Genomic DNA, 17799 nt, shown 5'->3' on the forward strand with positions numbered 1-17799 from the left:
TCCTTAGCGCGCGACCGGGCCGGCCGCGCCGTTGTCGCCACGGTACGCCGCGTCGCCGCGCAGCAGTCCGGTGCCCTCCCCGGCCTCGGCCGGGTCGCCGCCGAGGCCGGTGACCCGGTTCCGCTCGTCCACGAAGACGACCTTGGGCAGGTAGCCCTTGGCCTCGGCGGTGTCCATCTGCCCGTAGGCGATGAGGATGACCAGGTCACCGGGGTGGACCAGGCGGGCGGCGGCGCCGTTGATGCCGATGACGCCGGAGCCGCGCGGGCCCGCGATGGTGTACGTCTCCAGCCGGGCGCCGTTGTTGATGTCGACGATGTGGACCAGCTCGCCGGGGAGCAGGTCGGCGGCGTCGAGCAGGTCCTCGTCCACCGTGACCGAGCCGACGTAGTGCAGGTCGGCCTGGGTCACGGTGGCCCGGTGGATCTTGGACTTGAGCATGGTGCGGAGCATTGCGGGTCACGCCTCCTGTGAGTGCATGCCTAGGGGGTACTGGCGGGCCGGCGCTCTGCGGGAGAGCGTTCGTTCCGGTGGGGTGCCGCGGGTCGGGTGTGCCGGTCCGGCGCGATGCCTACCGGACGATGATGCGGACGTTGTCGATCAGGCGGGTCGTGCCCACCTTCGCGGCGACGGCGAGCACCGCCTCGCCCCGGAAGTCGTCCGGCGCCTCGGTGAAGTCGTGCGGATCGATCAGGGCGAGGTAGTCGAGGTCGACGCCCCCGGCGGCGTCGAGCGCGGCCGAGGCGGCCTCGCGCACGGCCTCCGGGCCCCGCGCGGCGGCGTCCCGGCCGGCGAACAGGGCCCCGGACAGGGCCAGGGCGCGGGTGCGCTCCTCCGCCGAGAGGTAGCGGTTGCGGGAGGAGAGCGCCAGGCCGTCCTCCTCGCGGACGGTCGGCACGCCGACGACCTCGACGTCGAAGTCCAGGTCGGCCACCATCCGGCGGACGACCGCCAGCTGCTGGGCGTCCTTCTCGCCGAAGAACGCGAAGTCCGGGTCGGTGATGTGCAGCAGCTTGGCGACGACGGTCAGCACGCCGTCGAAGTGGCCGGGCCGGGTGGCGCCCTCGTAGCGCTCGCCCATCGGGCCGGCCGCCATCCGCACCTGCGGCTCGCCGTTCGGGTAGACCTCGTCGGCGGACGGCGCGAAGACCACGTCGGCGCCGCTGGCCTCGGCCAGCCGCACGTCGTCGTCCAGGCTGCGCGGGTAGCGCTCGAGGTCCTCCCCGGCGCCGAACTGCAGCGGGTTGACGAAGACGGTGACGGCGACCCGGCCGTCCCGGCCGACCTGCTTGCGGGCGGCCCGGATCAGCGCGGCGTGGCCCTCGTGCAGGGCGCCCATCGTCATCACGACCGCGTTGTCGACCGGCTGCTCGTCGGGCCAGAACGCCGCCTCGAAGTCGTCGACGGTGCGGGTGACGACGGCCCGGTGGACCTTCGGGGCGTGCTGGGCCTTGCCCGGCTGCTTGCCGCGTGCCATTACTGCTTCTCCTCGTTCAGTACGTCCAGCAGCGCCGCCGCCGACGTCTCGTCGATCGTTCCGCGGGCCAGGGCCCGCTGGGCGGTGGCCCGGGCCATCGCCCGGTAGGCGGCGGGGATGTCCGGGGACACCGTACTGAGCTGCGCCAGGTGGCGCCGTACGGTGCCGGCGTCGCCCCGGGCGACCGGGCCGGTGAGGGCCGCGTCGCCGGAGCGCAGGGAGTTGTCGAGGGCGGCGCCGAGCAGCGGGCCGAGCATCCGGCCGGGTTCGGCGACGCCGGCCGTGCGCAGCAGCTCCATCGCCTGCGCGACCAGCGTGACCAGGTGGTTGGCACCGTGCGCGAGGGCGGTGTGGTACATCGGGCGGACGCTCTCCGGCACCCACTCGGGTTCGCCGCCCATCTCCACCACCAGTGCCTCGGCGACCGGGCGCAGCTCCTCGGGGGCGGTCACCCCGAAGGGGCAGCCGGCCAGCCGGGCCAGGTCGACCGAGGTGCCGGTGAAGGTCATCGCGGGGTGCAGCGCGAGCGGCAGCGCGCCGGCCGCGGCGGCCGGCTCCAGCACGGCCACGCCGTGCGCGCCGGAGGTGTGCACCAGGATCTGCCCGGGCCGGACGGCGCCGGTGGCGGCGAGGCCGGTGACCAGGTCGGCCAGCGCGTCGTCGGGGACGGTGAGCAGGACGAGGTCGGCGGCGGCCAGCACCTGCGGCGGGGTGACGATCCGTACGCCCGGCAGCAGGGTCTCGGCCCGGCGGCGCGAGCCGGCGGACACCCCGGAGGCGGCGACCACCTTGTGGCCGGCCAGCTGGAGGGCGGCACCGAGAGCCGGGCCGACCCGGCCGGTGCCGACCACGCCGACGGCCAGGCGGGCGGGGCGGTTGCCGGGGTCGGCCGGGTCGCCGAAGCCGTCGGCGAGCGGGGCGAACTCGCCGCGGTCGGCGAAGTCGGACGGACTCACGCGTCCACCTTTGTCCAGGGGTTCCGTTCCAGTCCACTGCCGGGGTACCGGACGTACCGGCCCAGTCTACGGTCGGGACCGGGCCCGCGGAGCGGTTCGCTCCGGACCGGGTGCGGGCCGGAGCGGGCGCGGGCCGGGCCCGGAGCGCGGGTGGGCCGCGGGCGGCCCGTCGGCGGGGGCGGGTCGCCCGCCGGCGGCGGGGTCAGTCGGTGGCGCCGGCCCGGATCAGCCCGGCCTCGTAGGCCAGCACCACGGCCTGGACCCGGTCGCGCAGACCCAGCTTGGCCAGGATCCGCCCGACGTGGGTCTTCACGGTGGCCTCGGAGAGCACCAGCTTGGCCGCGATCTCCCCGTTCGACAGGCCCTGGGCGACCAGCAGGAACACCTCGCGCTCCCGCTCGGTGAGCGGGCCCAGGGTGTCGGCGCCGCCCGGGCCGCTCTGCGGGGTCGGCAGCACCTCGGCGAAGCGGTCGATCATGCGTCGGGTGGTGGTCGGCGCGACCACGGCGTCCCCGCCGTGGACGGCGCGGATCGCGGCCACCAGCTCGGTCGGCGGCACGTCCTTGAGCAGGAAGCCGCTGGCCCCGGCCTTGAGCGCGGCGAAGGCGTACTCGTCGAGGTCGAAGGTGGTGAGGATGAGCACGTGCGGGGCGTTCGGCACCGGGCTGCCGTCCTCGGCCAGGCAGATCCGCCGGGTGGCCTGCACCCCGTCCAGCCGCGGCATCCGGACGTCCATGAGGATGACGTCCACCTCCGTGTGCCGGAGCTTGTCCACGGCCTGGGCGCCGTCCCCGGCCTCGGCGACGATCTCGATGTCCCCCTGCGACTGCAGGATCATCCGGAATCCGGTGCGCAGCAGCTCCTGGTCGTCGACCAGCATCACGCGGATGGTCAAGGGTGGCTCCTAGTTCCTCGGGGAGGACAGCGGGGGTCGGTGGCGTCCGTCGGCGGGGTGTCCGGGTCGGGTGTCCGGGGTCGGCGGGCGGCCGTGGTCAGGCGGCCTTGAGCGGCAGGACGGCGCGGATCCGGAACCCGCCGCCGGGGCGCGGCCCGATGTCGAGGCTGCCGCTGACCATACCGACCCGCTCGCGCATCCCGATCAGGCCGTGGCCCTGGCCGTCGGGGCCGCCGGACGCGAGCTGCTCGTCGGTGCTGCCGCGGCCGTCGTCCTCGACCAGCACCGCGAGTTCGCGCTCGCCGAAGTCGACCGCGACCCGGGCGTGGACATCGGGGCCGCCGTGCTTGCGGACGTTGGTCAGCGCCTCCTGGACGATCCGGTAGACCGTCAGCTCGACGCCGCGCGGCAGCTCGCGCGGGTGGCCGGAGGTGGCGAAGTCCACCTGGAGGCCGGCCGTGCGGACCTGGTCGAGCAGCTCCGGCAGCTCCTCGACGCCGGGCTGCGGCACGTACTCCTCGCCCTTGCTGTCGGCGCTGCGCAGCACGCCCAGCAGGCGGCGCATCTCGACCAGCGCCTGCCGGCCGGTGGAGGCGATGGTGCCCAGCGCCTCCTTGGCCTGCTGCGGCGAGTTGTCCAGGACGTAGGCGGCGCCGTCGGCCTGGACGATCATCACCGAGACGTTGTGCGCGACCACGTCGTGCAGCTCGCGGGCGATCCGGGCCCGCTCGGCGGCGACCGCGACCTTGGACTGGGCGTCGCGCTCCCGCTCCAGCCGGGCCGCGCGGTCCTCCAGCTCGACCAGGTACGCCCGGCGCACCCGGGTCAGCCGGCCCCAGGCCCAGCAGAGGACGAACGGGGTGGTCATCAGACCGATGATGAGCAGCGCCTCGGGAACGGAGTAGCTGACGTAGTGGACGTCCGAGTCGGTGGCCGACTCGAACTTCTGCGGATGCAGCCGCCAGTACACCAGCGGGCCCGCGGCCAGGCCGCCCAGCAGCGCGAACCGGGACGTCCACGGCCTGCCGAACGCGGCGCCGGTGTAGGCGAACACCAGGTAGGCGATGCTGGAGATCGCCGGGTTGACGTCCAGGAGGACCTGGGTGAAGCCGATCAGGCCCGCGGCGGCCACGGTCGCGTCGGGGAAGCGGCGGCGGAACACCATCAGCAGGGGAAGCAGGACGGCGACGGCGAAGTGGACCCCGAGTCGCCAGCCGCTGTTTCCGGTCCCGTCCTCCGGCAGCACGCCGACGAAGAGCACCATCGCGGCCCAGACGGAGTCGATCACCATCGGGTGACGGCGGAGCCAGGCGTTGAGTCGATGCACGACTCAAGCGTAGGCAGTCGCACCCCGTGCCCAGGTCCGCCGGGAGGGCGATCCGCCCTACTCCCTAGGTCGGAGAGCCCGGCATGCCGCTGCCGTAGGGATTGGGCGGGTACGGACCGGGTGTGTAGCGTCCCGCCCCATGACCTGGATGCGGTGGGCGCCCGCCACGGAGCGTGCCCTCTACGACCCCGACGGCGGCTTCTACCGCAGGCCGGAGGGCCCGGCCGGGCACTTCCGGACCTCGGTGCACGCCTCGCCGCTGTTCGCCCGGGCGGTGGCCCGGCTGCTGCTGGAGGTGGACGAGGCGCTCGGCCGCCCGGAGGAGCTGGCCTTCGTGGACGTCGGGGCCGGCCGGGGCGAACTGGTCGCCGGGGTGCTGGCCGAACTGCCGGAGCCGGTGGGCGAGCGGCTGCGGGTGTGGGCGGTGGAGCTCGCCGCCCGCCCGGACGCGCCGCCCGCCGCTCCGTCCACAGGCCTGTGGACGGAGCGGAGCTGGGACGGGACGGTGTGGACGGCCGAGGTGCCGCGCGGCGTCACCGGGCTGCTGTTCGCCAACGAGTGGCTGGACAACGTGCCGCTGGACACCGGCGAGGTCGGCGAGGACGGGCTGCTGCGCTACCTGGAAGTGGACCCGGCGACCGGCGAGGAGCGGCTCGGCGGGCCCGTGGACCCCGCCGACGCCGACTGGGCCGCCCGCTGGTGGCCGGCCGAACGGCCCGGGGACTTCGTCGAGTTCGGTGCGCCCAGGGACGCCGCCTGGGCGCACGCGGTGGCCGGTCTGGACCGGGGCCTGGCCGTCGCGGTCGACTACGGGCACACCGCGGGCCGCCGCCCGCCGTTCCCCACCCGGACCGGCTTCCGGGCCGGCCGCGAGGTGCCCCCGGTGCCCGACGGCTCGTGCGACGTCACCGCGCACGTGGCCCTGGACGCGGCGGCCGCGCCCGGTCTCCACAGCCTGTGGACGACGCAGCGGGAGGCGCTGCGGGCGCTCGGGGTCAGCGGCGCCAGGCCCCCGCTGGCGCTCGCCTCCAGCGACCCGGTCGGCTACCTGCGCGCGCTCGGCGGCGCGGGCGAGGGCGCCGAGCTCACCGACGCCGCGGGCCTGGGCGGATTCGGCTGGCTCTCGCAGGCCGTCCGGATGCCGGTACCGCCGAGCCTCGGGGCGCTGCCGGGATGGCAGACTCTGACCCCATGAGGGAGACCACGGTCGGCATCGGGGCGGGAGCCGAGAACGTCACGGGCGGGGCGGGCGGCACCGACATGGTGCTCAACATCGGCCCGCAGCACCCGGCGACCCACGGCGTGCTGCGCCTGCGCCTGGTGCTGGACGGCGAGCGCATCGTCAGCGCCGAGCCGGTGATCGGCTACATGCACCGGGGTGCGGAGAAGCTCTTCGAGGCCCGGGACTACCGGCAGATCATCATGCTGGCGAACCGGCACGACTGGCTCTCGGCCTTCTCCAACGAACTGGGCGTGGTGCTCGGCGTCGAGCGGATGCTCGGCATGGAGGTGCCCGAGCGGGCGGTGTGGATCCGCACCCTGCTGGCCGAGCTGAACCGCGTCCTCAACCATCTGATGTTCCTCGGCTCCTACCCGCTGGAGCTGGGCGGGATCACCCCGATCTTCCACGCCTTCACCGGCCGCGAGGACCTCCAGCACGTGCTGGAGGAGGCCTCGGGCGGCCGGATGCACTACATGTTCAACCGGGTCGGCGGCCTCAAGGAGGACCTGCCGGCCGGCTGGCTCGGCCGGGTCCGCGCCGCCGTCGCCGTCGTCCGCTCCCAGCTGCCGGTCTTCGAGGACCTCGTGCTGGGCAACGAGATCTTCCGTGCCCGCACCGCCGGGGTCGGCGTCCTGACCCGGGCGCAGGCCGAGGCGTACGGCGCCAGCGGCCCGATCGCGCGGGCGAGCGGGCTGGACCTCGACCTGCGCCGGGACGAGCCCTACCTGGCGTACGGCAGCGAGGAGCTGCGGCAGGTGCTGACCGTGGTCACCCGCGAGGAGGGCGACTGCCTGGCCCGCTTCGAGTGCCTGCTGGAGCAGACCGCCAACGCGCTCGACCTCGCCGACGCCTGCCTCGACAAGCTGGCCACGCTCGCTCCCGGGCCGGTCAACCTGCGGCTGCCCAAGGTGCTCAAGGCCCCGGAGGGCAGCACCTATGCCTGGACCGAGAACCCGCTCGGCGTCAACGGCTACTACCTGGTGTCGCGCGGCGACAAGACGCCGTGGCGGCTGAAGCTGCGCTCGGCCTCGTTCAACAACATCCAGACCCTGACCGAGCTGCTGCCGGGGACGCTGGTCGCGGACATGGTGGCGATCCTGGGCTCGATGTTCTTCGTCGTCGGCGACATCGACAAGTAGCCGGCCGGGGGCGGGCCGGGCCCGCCCCCGGGGTGCGCCGCGGGGGCGCTCCCGCTCCGGTCACTTCTTCGGCACCTTCGGCCGCTTCGCCGGGTCGGCCGGGTGCGGGGCCACCTTGCGGTCGCCCTTGGTGGCGATCCGCTCCTCGCAGAGGCCGGCCAGCGTCCTGTACGCGGCCCGGCCCATCAGCTCGGTGAGCTCCGGGCGGTAGCTGACGTACACCGGGTCGGCGCCCTGGTGGGCGTCCGGGCTGCCGGTGCACCACCAGTGCAGGTCGTGGCCGCCCGGGCCCCAGCCCCGGCGGTCGTACTCGCCGATGGTGACCTGGAGGTAGCGGGTGTCGTCCGGCCGGTCGATCCAGTCGTAGGTCCGGCGCACCGGCAGCTGCCAGCAGACGTCCGGCTTGGTCTCCAGCGGCTCGCGGCCCTCCGCGAGCGCCAGCGCGTGCAGGGCGCAGCCCCCTCCGCCGGCGAAGCCGGGGCTGTTCACGAAGATGCAGGCGCCGCCGACCCGCCGGGTCTGGCGGTCGCCGTCCTCGTCGAACATGGTGATGCCGCCGTCGAGCCTGAGCCGGCCCTTGGCGTCGGTGCCGTGCGCGTGGTTCTCCCACAGTTCCGGGGTCAGCCGGGCCGCGTGGCCGGCCACGCGCTTCTCGTCGTCCTCGTCCGAGTAGTGCGCGCCCAGGGTGCAGCAGCCGTCGGACTCGCCCCGGCCCTCGCGGATGCCCTGGCAGCCCTGGCCGAAGATGCACGACCAGCGGGAGGTCAGCCAGGTCAGGTCGCAGCGGAAGACCTGCTCCTCGTCCTCGGGGTCGGTGAACTCGACCCAGGCGCGCGGGAAGTCGAGCGGGACCTCGGGGCGGAGTTCGGAGCGGAGGGTCGGCATCGCCAGGTCGACGGCGCCCGGGCCGCCGCTCCCGGACTTCTTCCTGCCGCCCTTGGGGGTGCCGCTGTGCTGGGACGTGTCTGCTGCTGCCACCCGGCAAGGGTAGAGCCTCCGCGGAGCTGCGAACCGTCCGTGGTCGCGCGGTTCACGGCGAGTTCACCGCCGGGCCCGGTGAACGCCCGGTCAACACCGGCCGAATGCTGTTCGAACCGGGGCCCCGGTCCGGCCCGGGCCGACCGCCCCGGGCCGCGATCAGTACCCGGACCAGCACGAACACCGGCACGACCGGTCTCGTTCGGCGTGAGATCGCGTAGCGTGGAGGGTTATGCGACTCGGTGTGCTCGACGTAGGTTCCAACACGGTCCACTTCCTGGTGGTCGACGCCCACCCGGGCGCCGCCCCGCTGCCCGCGTACTCCCACAAGGCCGAGCTGCGGCTCGCCGAACTGCTCGACGAGCAGGGCGCGATCGGCGGGTCCGGGGTCGAGAAGCTGATCGGCATGATCGCTTCCTCGCTGCGGGTCGCCGAGGACAAGGGCGTGGTCGACATACTGCCCTTCGCCACCTCGGCCGTGCGCGAGGCCGCCAACGGCGAGGAGGTGCTCCGCCGGGTCGCCGAGGAGACCGGGGTCGAACTGCGGGTGCTCTCCGGCCAGGACGAGGCCCGGCTCACCTTCCTCGCGGTCCGCCGCTGGTTCGGCTGGTCCTCCGGCCGGCTGCTCAACCTCGACATCGGCGGCGGCTCGCTGGAGATCGCCTGCGGCCTGGACGAGCAGCCGGACGTGGCCTGCTCGGTGCCGCTGGGCGCCGGCCGGCTGACCGCCCGCTGGCTGCCCGGCGACGTCGCCGACCCCGAGCGGCTGCGCGAGCTCAGACGGCACATCCGGGCCGAGATCGCCACCGTCGTCGGCGAGATCTCCCGGCTCGGCGCGCCGGACCACGCCGTCGCCACCTCCAAGACCTTCAAGCAGCTGGCCCGGATGACCGGTGCCGCCCCGGCCGACGCGGGCCCGTACGCGGACCGCCGGCTCACCCGCCACAACCTCGCCGCCTGGCTGCCCCGGCTGTCCGCGATGACCGTCGCCGAGCGGGCGCAGATCCCCGGGGTGTCCGAGGGCCGCGCCAAGCAGCTGCTCGCGGGCGCGCTGGTCGCCGACGCGGCCATGGACCTGTTCGGCCTGGCCGAGCTGGACGTCTGCCCCTGGGCGCTGCGCGAGGGCATCATCCTGCGCCGGCTGGACGCCATGGACAGCCCGGCCGACCGCCGCCGGCCCGTGCTCACCCCCTGACCGCAGGGGGCGGGGCGGCCTGGCGCGCGCCGACCGGCTCCCCGTTCCGGGCGCGGTCCGCTTACGCTGTCTCCCGTGGCGCAACCAGCGGACGAGGACGGGACGCGGGAGGGCCGTGCGCCCCGGGACGGGAAGCCGCGGCCGGACGCCCCGCGCCGCGCCGGGCGCCGCACCGGACCTGACCCCGCTCCGGACGTCGTTGCGGACACCGACCCGACCCCTGGCCCGGACACCGGTCCCGGGGCTCCCGCGCCGGCCCGCAAGCTCGGCAAGGCGGTCAAGGGCGTCAGGCCGGCGAAGGGCGTCAAGGCGGTGCAGGCGGCCCGGGAGGCGGCCGGCGGCGTCGCCGAGAAGGCCGCCCGCAAGGCCGCCAGCCGCGCGGCCGGCAAGGCCACGAAGGCGACCAAGGCGACCGAGGCGTCCAGAACGACCGGGGCCACCGGGCCCACCGGTGCGACCGGACCCGCCGCGGCCGCCGGGGCGGCGAAGACCGCCAGGACGCGCAAGGGGCCCAAGGCCCCCGGCGCCGAGCCCACCCGCACCGCCCGGGCGGCCGGCGCCGCCAAGGCCGCCGTCCAGTCCGTGAAGTCGGTCAAGGCCGCCCGCCAGGCCGCCGCCCGCCCGCCGCTGCTGCGCACCACCGACCGCCTGGTCCTGCCCCCGCACCCGGCCCTGCACATCCCGGACACCAAGGTCGTGCTCTCCACCGCCTCGGTCTACCCGGCCACCACCGCGGTCGCCTTCGAGCTGGCCGCCAAACTCGGCTACGACGGTGTCGAGGTGATGGTCTGGAACGACCCGGTCAGCCAGGACGTCGAGGCGCTGCGCCGGCTCTCCGACGCCCACCGGATGCCGGTCCTCGCGGTGCACGCGCCGTGCCTGCTGATCACCCAGCGGGTGTGGAGCACCGACCCGTGGACCAAGCTGGTCCGTGCCCGCGCGGCGGCCGAGAAGCTCGGCGCGAGCGCGGTGGTGGTCCATCCGCCGTTCCGCTGGCAGCGCCAGTACGCCCGGGAGTTCGTCGAGGGCATCCACCGGATGGCGGGCGAGACGGACGTCCGTTTCGCGGTCGAGAACATGTACCCGTGGCGCTACAAGGACCGCGAGATGCTGGCGTACGCGCCGGGCTGGGACGTCACCGAGGAGGAGTACCGGCACTTCACCATCGACCTGTCGCACGTCGCCACCTCGCGGGTGGACGCCTTCGCGATGGTCGAGCGGATGGGCGACCGGCTCGCCCACATCCACCTGGCGGACGGCTCCGGCTCCGGCAAGGACGAGCACCTCATCCCCGGCCGGGGCAAGCAGCCCTGCGCCGAACTGCTGGAACACCTCGCCCGGACCGGCTTCGACGGCCACGTCGTGCTGGAGGTCAACACCCGCCGCTCCGCGTCGCCCGCCGAACGCGAGGCCGACCTGGCCGAGGCCCTCGCCTTCACCCGCTTGCACCTGGCCACCCCCGCGCGCGTACGCTGACGGCACACGAACTGCCGTCCACAGGGGGACACATGGCGGAAAAGACCGGGCCCGGGCCGAGCAGCGACTTCCGTGAACTGGCGAAGTCCTTCGGCGGCGTGGCGGCGGAGTACGACCGGGCCAGGCCCTCGTACCCGCAGGAGTTGTTCGACGCGCTGGAGCGGCTGGCCGGGCGCGGCCTGAAGGGCGCGCGGGTGCTGGACGTCGGCGCCGGCACCGGCATCTCGACCCGGCTGCTGGCCGCCCGCGGCGCCGACGTGCTCGCGGTGGAACCGACCGCGGGCATGGCCGAGCAGTTCCTCGCCGTCTCGCCCGGGCTCGGCCTGGTCCGCGGCAGCGGCGACGAGCTGCCCTTCCACGACGGCTCGGCGGACTTCGTCACCTACGCCCAGGCCTTCCACTGGACCCGCCCGGAGCGCTCGGTGCCCGAGGCGATCCGGGTGCTGCGGCCCGGCGGCGCGCTGGCCGTCTGGTGGAACGTGAAGGACAGCGGCGTGGCCTGGGTGCGGGCGATGGGCGAGCGGCTCGCCGCCGCGCTGCCCACGAGCTACCACGGCTACGGCGCCGTGAACGAGATCGGCTCCCACCTCGCCCCGTACGACCTGCGGACCGAGCACGCCGTGCTCCGCTGGGAGCGCCGGATCACCGTCGACCACCTGATCACCGACCTCACCTCCCGCTCCTACCTCGCTGTCCTCACCCCGGAGCAGCGCGCACCGCTGCTGGCGGTCGAGCGCGAGGCCCTGCTGGCGGAGTTCCCGGACGGCACGGTGGTCGAGCCGTACGTGCTGGACCTGACCGTCGCGGTCACCCCGTCCTGACCCGCGCCGGGGGCGGCCCGGCCCCGGGGTGCGGCCACCCGGCTGACCGCATCGCGGACGCCGGGTCCGCCGCCCGGACGGCGGGCGTAGGCTCGACAGACACAGTGGTCCCGCACCCTCCTGATCGAGCGGGGCCGCCAGCCAGCCTCCGAAGGAGTCGAGCACAGTGCCCGAGCTGAGGTCCCGTACGGTCACCCACGGTCGCAACATGGCAGGCGCCCGGGCGCTTCTCCGGGCGGCCGGCGTAGCCCGCGAGGACTTCGGCAAGCCGATCGTCGCGGTCGCCAACTCCTTCACCGAGTTCGTCCCCGGTCACACCCACCTCCAGCCGGTCGGCCGGATCGTGTCCGAGGCGATCAAGCAGGCCGGCGGCATCCCCCGCGAGTTCAACACCATCGCGGTGGACGACGGCATCGCGATGGGCCACAGCGGCATGCTCTACTCGCTGCCCTCGCGCGACCTGATCGCCGACTCGGTCGAGTACATGGTCAACGCGCACTGCGCGGACGCACTGATCTGCATCTCCAACTGCGACAAGATCACCCCCGGCATGCTGATGGCCGCCCTGCGGCTGAACATCCCCACGGTGTTCGTCTCCGGCGGCCCGATGGAGGCCGGCAAGGCCACCCTGGTCGACGGCACGGTGCGCAAGCTCGACCTGGTCGACGCGATCTCCCAGGCGGTGAACGAGAACGTCTCCGACGAGGACATCGCGATCATCGAGGAGAACGCCTGTCCGACCTGCGGCTCCTGCTCGGGCATGTTCACCGCCAACTCGATGAACTGCCTCACCGAGGCGATCGGCCTCTCGCTGCCCGGCAACGGCTCGCTGCTCGCCACCCACACCGCCCGCCGGGCGCTGTACGAGGCCGCCGGCCGGACCGTGGTCGAGATCACGAACCGGCACTACGGCCAGGACGACGACTCCGTCCTGCCGCGCTCGATCGCCTCCCGCGCCGCCTTCGAGAACGCGATGGCCCTCGACATCGCCATGGGCGGCTCGACCAACACCATCCTCCACCTGCTCGCCGCCGCCCAGGAGGCCGAGCTGGACTTCGACCTGCGGGCCATCGACGCGATCTCCCGCAAGGTGCCGTGCCTGTCCAAGGTCGCGCCCAACGGCGCCTACTACATGGAGGACGTGCACCGGGCCGGCGGGATCCCCGCCATCCTCGGCGAACTGCACCGGGGCGGGCTGCTGAACGAGGACGTGCACACCGTGCACTCCGACTCGCTCACCGAGTGGCTCAAGACCTGGGACGTGCGCGGCGGCTCGCCGTCCGCCGAGGCCGTCGAGCTGTGGCACGCCGCCCCCGGCTGCGTCCGCTCCGCCGAGGCCTTCTCGCAGTCCGAGCGCTGGGAGTCGCTGGACACCGACGGCGCGGGGGGCTGCATCCGCTCGGTCGAGCACGCCTACTCCGTCGAGGGCGGACTCGCCGTGCTGTACGGCAACCTCGCCGAGGACGGCTGCATCGTGAAGACCGCCGGTGTCGACGAGTCGATCTGGACGTTCAGCGGCCCGGCCGTCGTGGTCGAGTCCCAGGAGGACGCGGTCGAGGCGATCCTCGCCAAGCGGATCAAGGAGGGCGACGTCGTCGTCATCCGCTACGAGGGTCCGAAGGGCGGCCCCGGCATGCAGGAGATGCTCTACCCGACCTCCTTCCTCAAGGGCCGGGGCCTGGGCAAGGCCTGCGCGCTGGTCACCGACGGCCGCTTCTCCGGCGGCACCTCGGGCCTGTCGATCGGCCACGCCTCCCCGGAGGCCGCGTCCGGCGGCACCATCGCCCTGGTCGAGGACGGCGACACCATCGCCATCGACATCCCGGGCCGGCGGATCGCGCTGGAGGTCCCGGCCGAGGTCCTGGACGAGCGCCGCCGCGTCCTGGAGGCCGGCCACGGCTACCGGCCGAAGAACCGCGACCGCCAGGTCAGCCAGGCCCTGCGCGCCTACGCCGCGATGGCCACCTCCGCCGACAAGGGCGCCGTCCGGGACGTCAGCAAGCTCGGCTGACCCCCACCGCGACCACGAGGCGCCGTCCCGGCCACCGGGACGGCGCCTCCGGCTTTCCCGGCCACCGGGGATAATCGGATCCGTGACCCAGGAACGCACCCCCAGCACCCAGCCCGCCGGCGCCCCCGAGCCGCAGCCGATCCGCTGGTTCGGCACCAGCTGGGTCGGGCGCGGCGGCGACTACCGGCTGCGCCGCGTGCTCGTCCCGGTCGGGGCGCTGCTCGCCGCCGCGGCCGGCGCCTTCGTGCTGCGCCTCGCCGTCGAGGGCATCCAGGTCGCCGACAACGGCGGCTTCCTCAACGGACTGCTGGTCGCCGCCGTCGCGGTCTGCTCGCTGCTCGCCGCGCTGCGCACCTGGAAGCTGCTCACCGAGGGCCGGGACGCGCTGACCGGCTGGATGGCCGAGGACAGGTCGCTCGGCGTGGTCTGGGTGATCGGCGGGGTCGGCTCCCTGCTCGCCTACTTCCTCCGCGCCCTGCGCGAGGCCCCCGGCGAGGCCCTCCACCGGGCCGCCTACGAGCAGGCGCTCGCCCAGCACGAGCGGCGGCAGGCCGGCCGCAGCGGCCGGCCCGGCAGCACGGGCCCGGGCCGGGGCCGGCGCAAGCGCTGAGCCACCGGCCCGGCGCCGGTCAGCTGCGGCTGACGGTCCCGCAGAGGCCGTCCGTGCTGAGTTCGCCCCGGCGGTCGTACGGGTCCGAGGTCGGACCGGACTGGTCGGGGTTCGGGGCCCCGGCGGCCGCGAACTGGTCGAACTGCGGGTGGTACCAGCCGTCGTACACCCCGCACTCGCTGTTCCCGGACTCGGACAGGTGCCGCTGGAAGTAGAGCCGGTCCCGCTCGACCGAGAACTTCGCCGGGTCGTAGAAGCGGAAGGTGTCCGCCCGGCGCACGACGGTGCGGGTCGTCCAGGTGTCCCCGGGCACGTCCGCCACCGGGGTGACCAGGCCGACCGGCTTCGCGGTGGCGTTCCCGCCGGGGGCGGGGTCGCGCGGCGGGCGCGGGGACAGCGAGGGCTTGGGCGCGGCGGCGCGCCCGGCGGCGTCCGGGCCGGGCCGGAGCGGGTAGACGTAGGTGAAGTCGGTGTGCACCAGCACGCCGCGCTTGCCGTCGCCCTCGACACTGATCGAGCCCTGGACGCGGTAGACCCCGCCGACCGGGATCGCGTCGCGCGCGTCGAAGCGGCTGAACCACGTCAGCGGGTCGTCGTCGTAGGAGGGTGTGGCCAGCGCCTTCTCGGCCTCCGCCCGGTCCTCGGGGCCGAGCAGGGCGAGGGCCGCCTCCGGCCGGCCGCCGGCCACCGTCCGGGGGTCCAGGTTGGCGGCCGCCAGGTACCGCTTGACCAGCTCGACCTGGGCGGCGACCTGGTCGGCGCCGAACACCCCGATCCTGGTGACGGTGCTCGGATCGGGCCCGAAGACCTCGATGCCGGTGGGCCAGTTCTCGGCGGGGGAGCCCGCCCAGGGGCGGTCGACGGTCGGCTGCGCCGGGTCGACCGGGGGCGGCGCGGTGGTCGGCCGGCCGGACTCGGGCGCGACGCTCCGCACGGGCGCGGCGGCGGACCCGGAGCCGTCGCCGAACCGCGTCGAGTACCAGGACCGCAGACCGTCGACGTTCAGCGCGGCGAGCACCAGGGCGACGGTGAGCACCACGAACAGCGGCGTCCGCCACTCCCGGGCCCGGCGCGGCCGGGGGTTGCCCCACGGGTCGACCGGCCGCGGCCGGCGGGCGAAGCGCCGCTTCGGCCGGGGCCCGTCGTTCACCGACCGGCGGCCGCCGGGGTCGACCGGCGGCGTGTGCTGCCAGCGGGCCGCGAGCATCCGGGTGCGGCCCGCCTGTTCCTTGACGGTCGCGCCGCGGACGAACTCCTCGTCGAGCACGAGGTCGGCGAACGGGTCCTTCCCGTCCGTCCCGTCCTTCGGATGCCCGGACGGGCGCGGTTCTGGGTCTTCGGCGATCGGCATCGCGCCAGTATGCCGAGGGGGTGCGACGGACGTTCGATCGGGGCCGCACCACCGGGTGAACACCCCCGGCGCGGGCCGGGCGGCCGACCACCCGTTTCCTCCCGGAACGTCAGTTCTTGTCGCGGGCGCGCTTCACCGAGCCGACCACCCCCGCCACGCCCAGGACCATGACCGCCGGGAACAGCGAGGTGAAGAACGCCTCGAACACGCCCGCGTCGCCGAGGAACAGCTGGACCAGGGTGTTCAGGAGGAGCAGTCCGCCCGCCGCCGGGAGCGCGGCCTGCCAGGGATGCTCGTTCGCCCACGCGGCCAGCCGCCGGTCGGTGGTGTCGCGGCGCAGCCGGCCGCCCACCGTGCCGACCAGGAAGAAGAAGAACAGGGCGACGCCGGCCGGACCGGCCAGCATGCTCGACGACCAGTCCCCGTCGATCAGATCGATCACCAGGTCCGTCGCCCCCACCAGTGCACCGACCCCCGCGGCCGTCCGCCACGGGCCCAAGGTCGCCGCGGCGACGGCGACCTGCCGGTTCTCACGTCGGGACATCTCTCCGTGTGCCATGCCTCCACGGTGCGCCCGCGCCCACCGCCGGGCCATAGGGGAGAACCCCGAGATTCGCCCTAGGGGGTGTCCGCGGTGCTCGCGTCACGGCCCCGGCGGCCCCGGCGGGACCCGGCGGACACCCTCCGGGGGTGCCACCGCGCGGGGTGCCCGCAGAGTGGACGGTGCCGCCCGGGGGCCGGGCGCGGTGCGAGGATGGCCGGGGCAGTGGGACCCGGGACCGTAGGCAAGGAGCGGCCATGACCAGCAGCGCGGCACACGGACAGAAGATCGCCTTCCTCGGCACGGGCAAGATCGGGGAGGCCCTGCTCTCCGGTCTGCTGCGGGCCGGCAAGGACCCGGCGGACGTCCTGGTGACGGCCCGCCGGCCCGAGCGGGCCGTCGAGCTGGCCGCCAGGTACGGGGTCGGCGCGGTGGGCAACGCCGAGGCCGCCAAGCTCGCGGACACCCTGATCCTCGCGGTGAAGCCGCAGGACATGGGCACCCTGCTGGACGAGCTGGCGCCGCACATCGCCCCCGACCGGCTGGTGATCTCGGCCGCGGCCGGCATCCCCACCGCCTGGTTCGAGGCCAGGCTGGCGCCCGGCACCCCGGTGGTCCGGGTGATGCCGAACACGCCCGTCCTGGTGGACGAGGGCATGAGCGTCATCTCCGGCGGGTCGCACGCCGCCGAGGCGCACCTGGAGCGGGCGGAGGAGATCTTCCGCTCGGTCGGCAAGGCGCTGAGGCTGCCGGAGTCCCAGCAGGACGCGGCGACCGCCCTCTCCGGCTCCGGCCCGGCGTACTTCTACTTCCTGGTCGAGGCGATGACCGACGCGGGCATCCTGCTCGGGCTGCCCCGGCAGGTCGCGCACGACCTGATCGTGCAGTCGGCGATCGGCGCCTCGGTGATGCTGCGGGACTCCGGGGAGCACCCGGTGAAGCTGCGCGAGGCGGTCACCTCGCCGGCCGGCACCACCATCTCGGCCATTCGCGAGCTGGAGAACCACGGGGTGCGGGCGGCCCTGCTGAGCGCCCTGGAGGCGGCCCGGGACCGCTCCCGGGAGCTGGCCTCCGGCGGCAGGTAGGCCGCCCAGTAGGCTCGGCCGCATGGCCTACGACCTGGTGATCTTCGACAACGACGGTGTGCTGGTGGACAGCGAGCCGCTCTCCAACCGGCTGCTCGCCGAGTACCTCACCGAACTCGGCTACCCGACCACGATCGAGGACTCCTACCGGGACTTCATGGGCACCGCGGCCCACCGGATCCACGACGTGATCGCCGAGCGCCACGACGGCGCGAGGCTCCCGGAGGGCTTCGACGAGCTGTTCCACGCCCGGGTGTTCGCCGCGTTCGGGGCCGAACTCACCGCTGTGCGGGGCGCGGAGGCGCTGCTGAAGGAGCTCGGGCGGAGCTCCGTGCCGTTCTGCCTGGCCTCCTCGGCGCACCACGAGTGGATCCGCACCGCCCTGGACGTCACCGGTCTGCGCGGGTGGTTCCCCGAGGAGCGGATCTTCAGCGCGCAGGACGTCGGTGTCGGCAAGCCGGCGCCCGACCTCTTCCTGCACGCCGCCCGCACCCTCGGCGTCGACCCGGCCCGCTGCCTGGTGCTGGAGGACAGCGTCAACGGTGTGCTGGCCGCCCGGGCCGCCGGGATGGACGTGTACGGCTACACCGCCCTCACCGACCCGGCGAGGCTGACGGCGGCGGGCGCCACCGGTCTGATCGGGGACCTCGCCGAGGCCGCCGCGCTGCTCGACCGGTAGCGCTCCGGGACCGCCCGGGGGTGGGGCACCGGCGCC

Annotated in this window: 17 protein-coding genes; 9 read left to right on the forward strand and 8 right to left on the reverse strand. The window is 74.6% G+C overall.

The window, feature by feature from the left end:
* Positions 1-3 precede the first annotated feature (3 nt).
* The 5 genes from panD to ACIPYS_RS28415 form a co-directional block, all read right to left on the reverse strand.
* Positions 4-453: an aspartate 1-decarboxylase gene (panD, locus tag ACIPYS_RS28395; protein WP_093861585.1), complete on the reverse strand. Its 450-nt coding sequence runs from the start codon at positions 451-453 to the stop codon at positions 4-6.
* 118 nt (positions 454-571) lie between these two features.
* Complete coding sequence (panC, locus tag ACIPYS_RS28400) at positions 572-1477, reverse strand: pantoate--beta-alanine ligase (RefSeq protein WP_400751191.1); 906 nt, start codon at positions 1475-1477, stop codon at positions 572-574.
* Entirely contained in the window at positions 1477-2433 is a 957-nt protein-coding gene (locus ACIPYS_RS28405; RefSeq protein WP_400751194.1) for a Rossmann-like and DUF2520 domain-containing protein, read from the reverse strand. The genes panC and ACIPYS_RS28405 overlap by 1 nt, the downstream gene beginning before the upstream one ends.
* A gap of 202 nt (positions 2434-2635) precedes the next feature.
* Positions 2636-3328 carry a response regulator transcription factor gene (locus ACIPYS_RS28410; RefSeq protein ID WP_093861588.1) on the reverse strand — a complete coding sequence of 231 codons (693 nt, stop codon included), beginning with the start codon at positions 3326-3328 and terminating at the stop codon, positions 2636-2638.
* A 97-nt stretch (positions 3329-3425) separates the two neighbouring features.
* Positions 3426-4619, reverse strand: a complete 1194-nt coding sequence (locus ACIPYS_RS28415; RefSeq protein ID WP_400751334.1) for a sensor histidine kinase — start codon at positions 4617-4619, stop codon at positions 3426-3428.
* Positions 4620-4794: 175 nt separating this feature from the next.
* Between ACIPYS_RS28415 and ACIPYS_RS28420 the strand changes: the two genes are divergently transcribed.
* Positions 4795-5850, forward strand: coding sequence for an SAM-dependent methyltransferase (locus ACIPYS_RS28420; RefSeq protein ID WP_093861590.1), 1056 nt, complete (start codon positions 4795-4797; stop codon positions 5848-5850).
* Positions 5847-7016, forward strand: a complete 1170-nt coding sequence (locus tag ACIPYS_RS28425; RefSeq protein WP_093861591.1) for an NADH-quinone oxidoreductase subunit D — start codon at positions 5847-5849, stop codon at positions 7014-7016. The genes ACIPYS_RS28420 and ACIPYS_RS28425 overlap by 4 nt, the downstream gene beginning before the upstream one ends.
* A 60-nt stretch (positions 7017-7076) precedes the next feature.
* Here ACIPYS_RS28425 and ACIPYS_RS28430 read toward each other — a convergent pair whose 3' ends face one another.
* Positions 7077-7901 (reverse strand): hypothetical protein, encoded by an 825-nt coding sequence (locus ACIPYS_RS28430; protein WP_400751337.1) that lies wholly within the window; start codon positions 7899-7901, stop codon positions 7077-7079.
* Positions 7902-8226: 325 nt separating this feature from the next.
* On the opposite strand from ACIPYS_RS28430, the gene ACIPYS_RS28435 reads away from it, so the two are divergent.
* From ACIPYS_RS28435 to ACIPYS_RS28455, 5 genes are all read left to right on the forward strand, one after another.
* Complete coding sequence (locus ACIPYS_RS28435) at positions 8227-9189, forward strand: Ppx/GppA phosphatase family protein (protein WP_093861592.1); 963 nt, start codon at positions 8227-8229, stop codon at positions 9187-9189.
* A gap of 648 nt (positions 9190-9837) precedes the next feature.
* Positions 9838-10665, forward strand: a complete 828-nt coding sequence (locus ACIPYS_RS28440) for a sugar phosphate isomerase/epimerase (RefSeq protein WP_173862281.1) — start codon at positions 9838-9840, stop codon at positions 10663-10665.
* Positions 10666-10697: 32 nt separating this feature from the next.
* Positions 10698-11486, forward strand: coding sequence for a class I SAM-dependent methyltransferase (locus ACIPYS_RS28445; protein WP_093861593.1), 789 nt, complete (start codon positions 10698-10700; stop codon positions 11484-11486).
* Between the two features lie 166 nt (positions 11487-11652).
* Complete coding sequence (gene ilvD / locus ACIPYS_RS28450) at positions 11653-13497, forward strand: dihydroxy-acid dehydratase (RefSeq protein ID WP_400751199.1); 1845 nt, start codon at positions 11653-11655, stop codon at positions 13495-13497.
* An 82-nt stretch (positions 13498-13579) separates the two neighbouring features.
* Positions 13580-14107: a hypothetical protein gene (locus tag ACIPYS_RS28455; protein WP_400751202.1), complete on the forward strand. Its 528-nt coding sequence runs from the start codon at positions 13580-13582 to the stop codon at positions 14105-14107.
* Positions 14108-14126: 19 nt separating this feature from the next.
* On the opposite strand, the gene ACIPYS_RS28460 is transcribed toward ACIPYS_RS28455, so the two are convergent.
* Both ACIPYS_RS28460 and ACIPYS_RS28465 read right to left on the reverse strand, forming a co-directional pair.
* Positions 14127-15458: a hypothetical protein gene (locus ACIPYS_RS28460; RefSeq protein WP_400751205.1), complete on the reverse strand. Its 1332-nt coding sequence runs from the start codon at positions 15456-15458 to the stop codon at positions 14127-14129.
* Positions 15459-15567: 109 nt separating this feature from the next.
* Positions 15568-16002 carry a hypothetical protein gene (locus ACIPYS_RS28465; RefSeq protein ID WP_093861597.1) on the reverse strand — a complete coding sequence of 145 codons (435 nt, stop codon included), beginning with the start codon at positions 16000-16002 and terminating at the stop codon, positions 15568-15570.
* 254 nt (positions 16003-16256) lie between these two features.
* Between ACIPYS_RS28465 and proC the strand changes: the two genes are divergently transcribed.
* Both proC and ACIPYS_RS28475 read left to right on the forward strand, forming a co-directional pair.
* Complete coding sequence (proC, locus tag ACIPYS_RS28470; RefSeq protein ID WP_400751209.1) at positions 16257-17084, forward strand: pyrroline-5-carboxylate reductase; 828 nt, start codon at positions 16257-16259, stop codon at positions 17082-17084.
* A gap of 22 nt (positions 17085-17106) precedes the next feature.
* Positions 17107-17763, forward strand: coding sequence for an HAD family hydrolase (locus tag ACIPYS_RS28475; protein WP_400751212.1), 657 nt, complete (start codon positions 17107-17109; stop codon positions 17761-17763).
* The last annotated feature ends 36 nt before the right edge of the window (positions 17764-17799 follow it).

This window comes from Kitasatospora sp. NPDC089913, assembly GCF_044748625.1.
Taxonomy (GTDB): Bacteria; Actinomycetota; Actinomycetes; order Streptomycetales; family Streptomycetaceae; genus Kitasatospora.

Coding starts and splice junctions, on each gene's coding strand:
- panD (WP_093861585.1), bottom strand. CDS start 453: ATGCTCCGCACCATGCTCAAGTCCAAGATCCACCGGGCCACCGTGACC.
- panC (WP_400751191.1), bottom strand. CDS start 1,477: ATGGCACGCGGCAAGCAGCCGGGCAAGGCCCAGCACGCCCCGAAGGTC.
- ACIPYS_RS28415 (WP_400751334.1), bottom strand. CDS start 4,619: ATGGTGATCGACTCCGTCTGGGCCGCGATGGTGCTCTTCGTCGGCGTG.
- ACIPYS_RS28420 (WP_093861590.1), top strand. CDS start 4,795: ATGACCTGGATGCGGTGGGCGCCCGCCACGGAGCGTGCCCTCTACGAC.
- ACIPYS_RS28425 (WP_093861591.1), top strand. CDS start 5,847: ATGAGGGAGACCACGGTCGGCATCGGGGCGGGAGCCGAGAACGTCACG.
- ACIPYS_RS28430 (WP_400751337.1), bottom strand. CDS start 7,901: ATGCCGACCCTCCGCTCCGAACTCCGCCCCGAGGTCCCGCTCGACTTC.
- ACIPYS_RS28435 (WP_093861592.1), top strand. CDS start 8,227: ATGCGACTCGGTGTGCTCGACGTAGGTTCCAACACGGTCCACTTCCTG.
- ACIPYS_RS28445 (WP_093861593.1), top strand. CDS start 10,698: ATGGCGGAAAAGACCGGGCCCGGGCCGAGCAGCGACTTCCGTGAACTG.
- ACIPYS_RS28460 (WP_400751205.1), bottom strand. CDS start 15,458: ATGCCGATCGCCGAAGACCCAGAACCGCGCCCGTCCGGGCATCCGAAG.
- ACIPYS_RS28465 (WP_093861597.1), bottom strand. CDS start 16,002: ATGTCCCGACGTGAGAACCGGCAGGTCGCCGTCGCCGCGGCGACCTTG.
- proC (WP_400751209.1), top strand. CDS start 16,257: ATGACCAGCAGCGCGGCACACGGACAGAAGATCGCCTTCCTCGGCACG.
- ACIPYS_RS28475 (WP_400751212.1), top strand. CDS start 17,107: ATGGCCTACGACCTGGTGATCTTCGACAACGACGGTGTGCTGGTGGAC.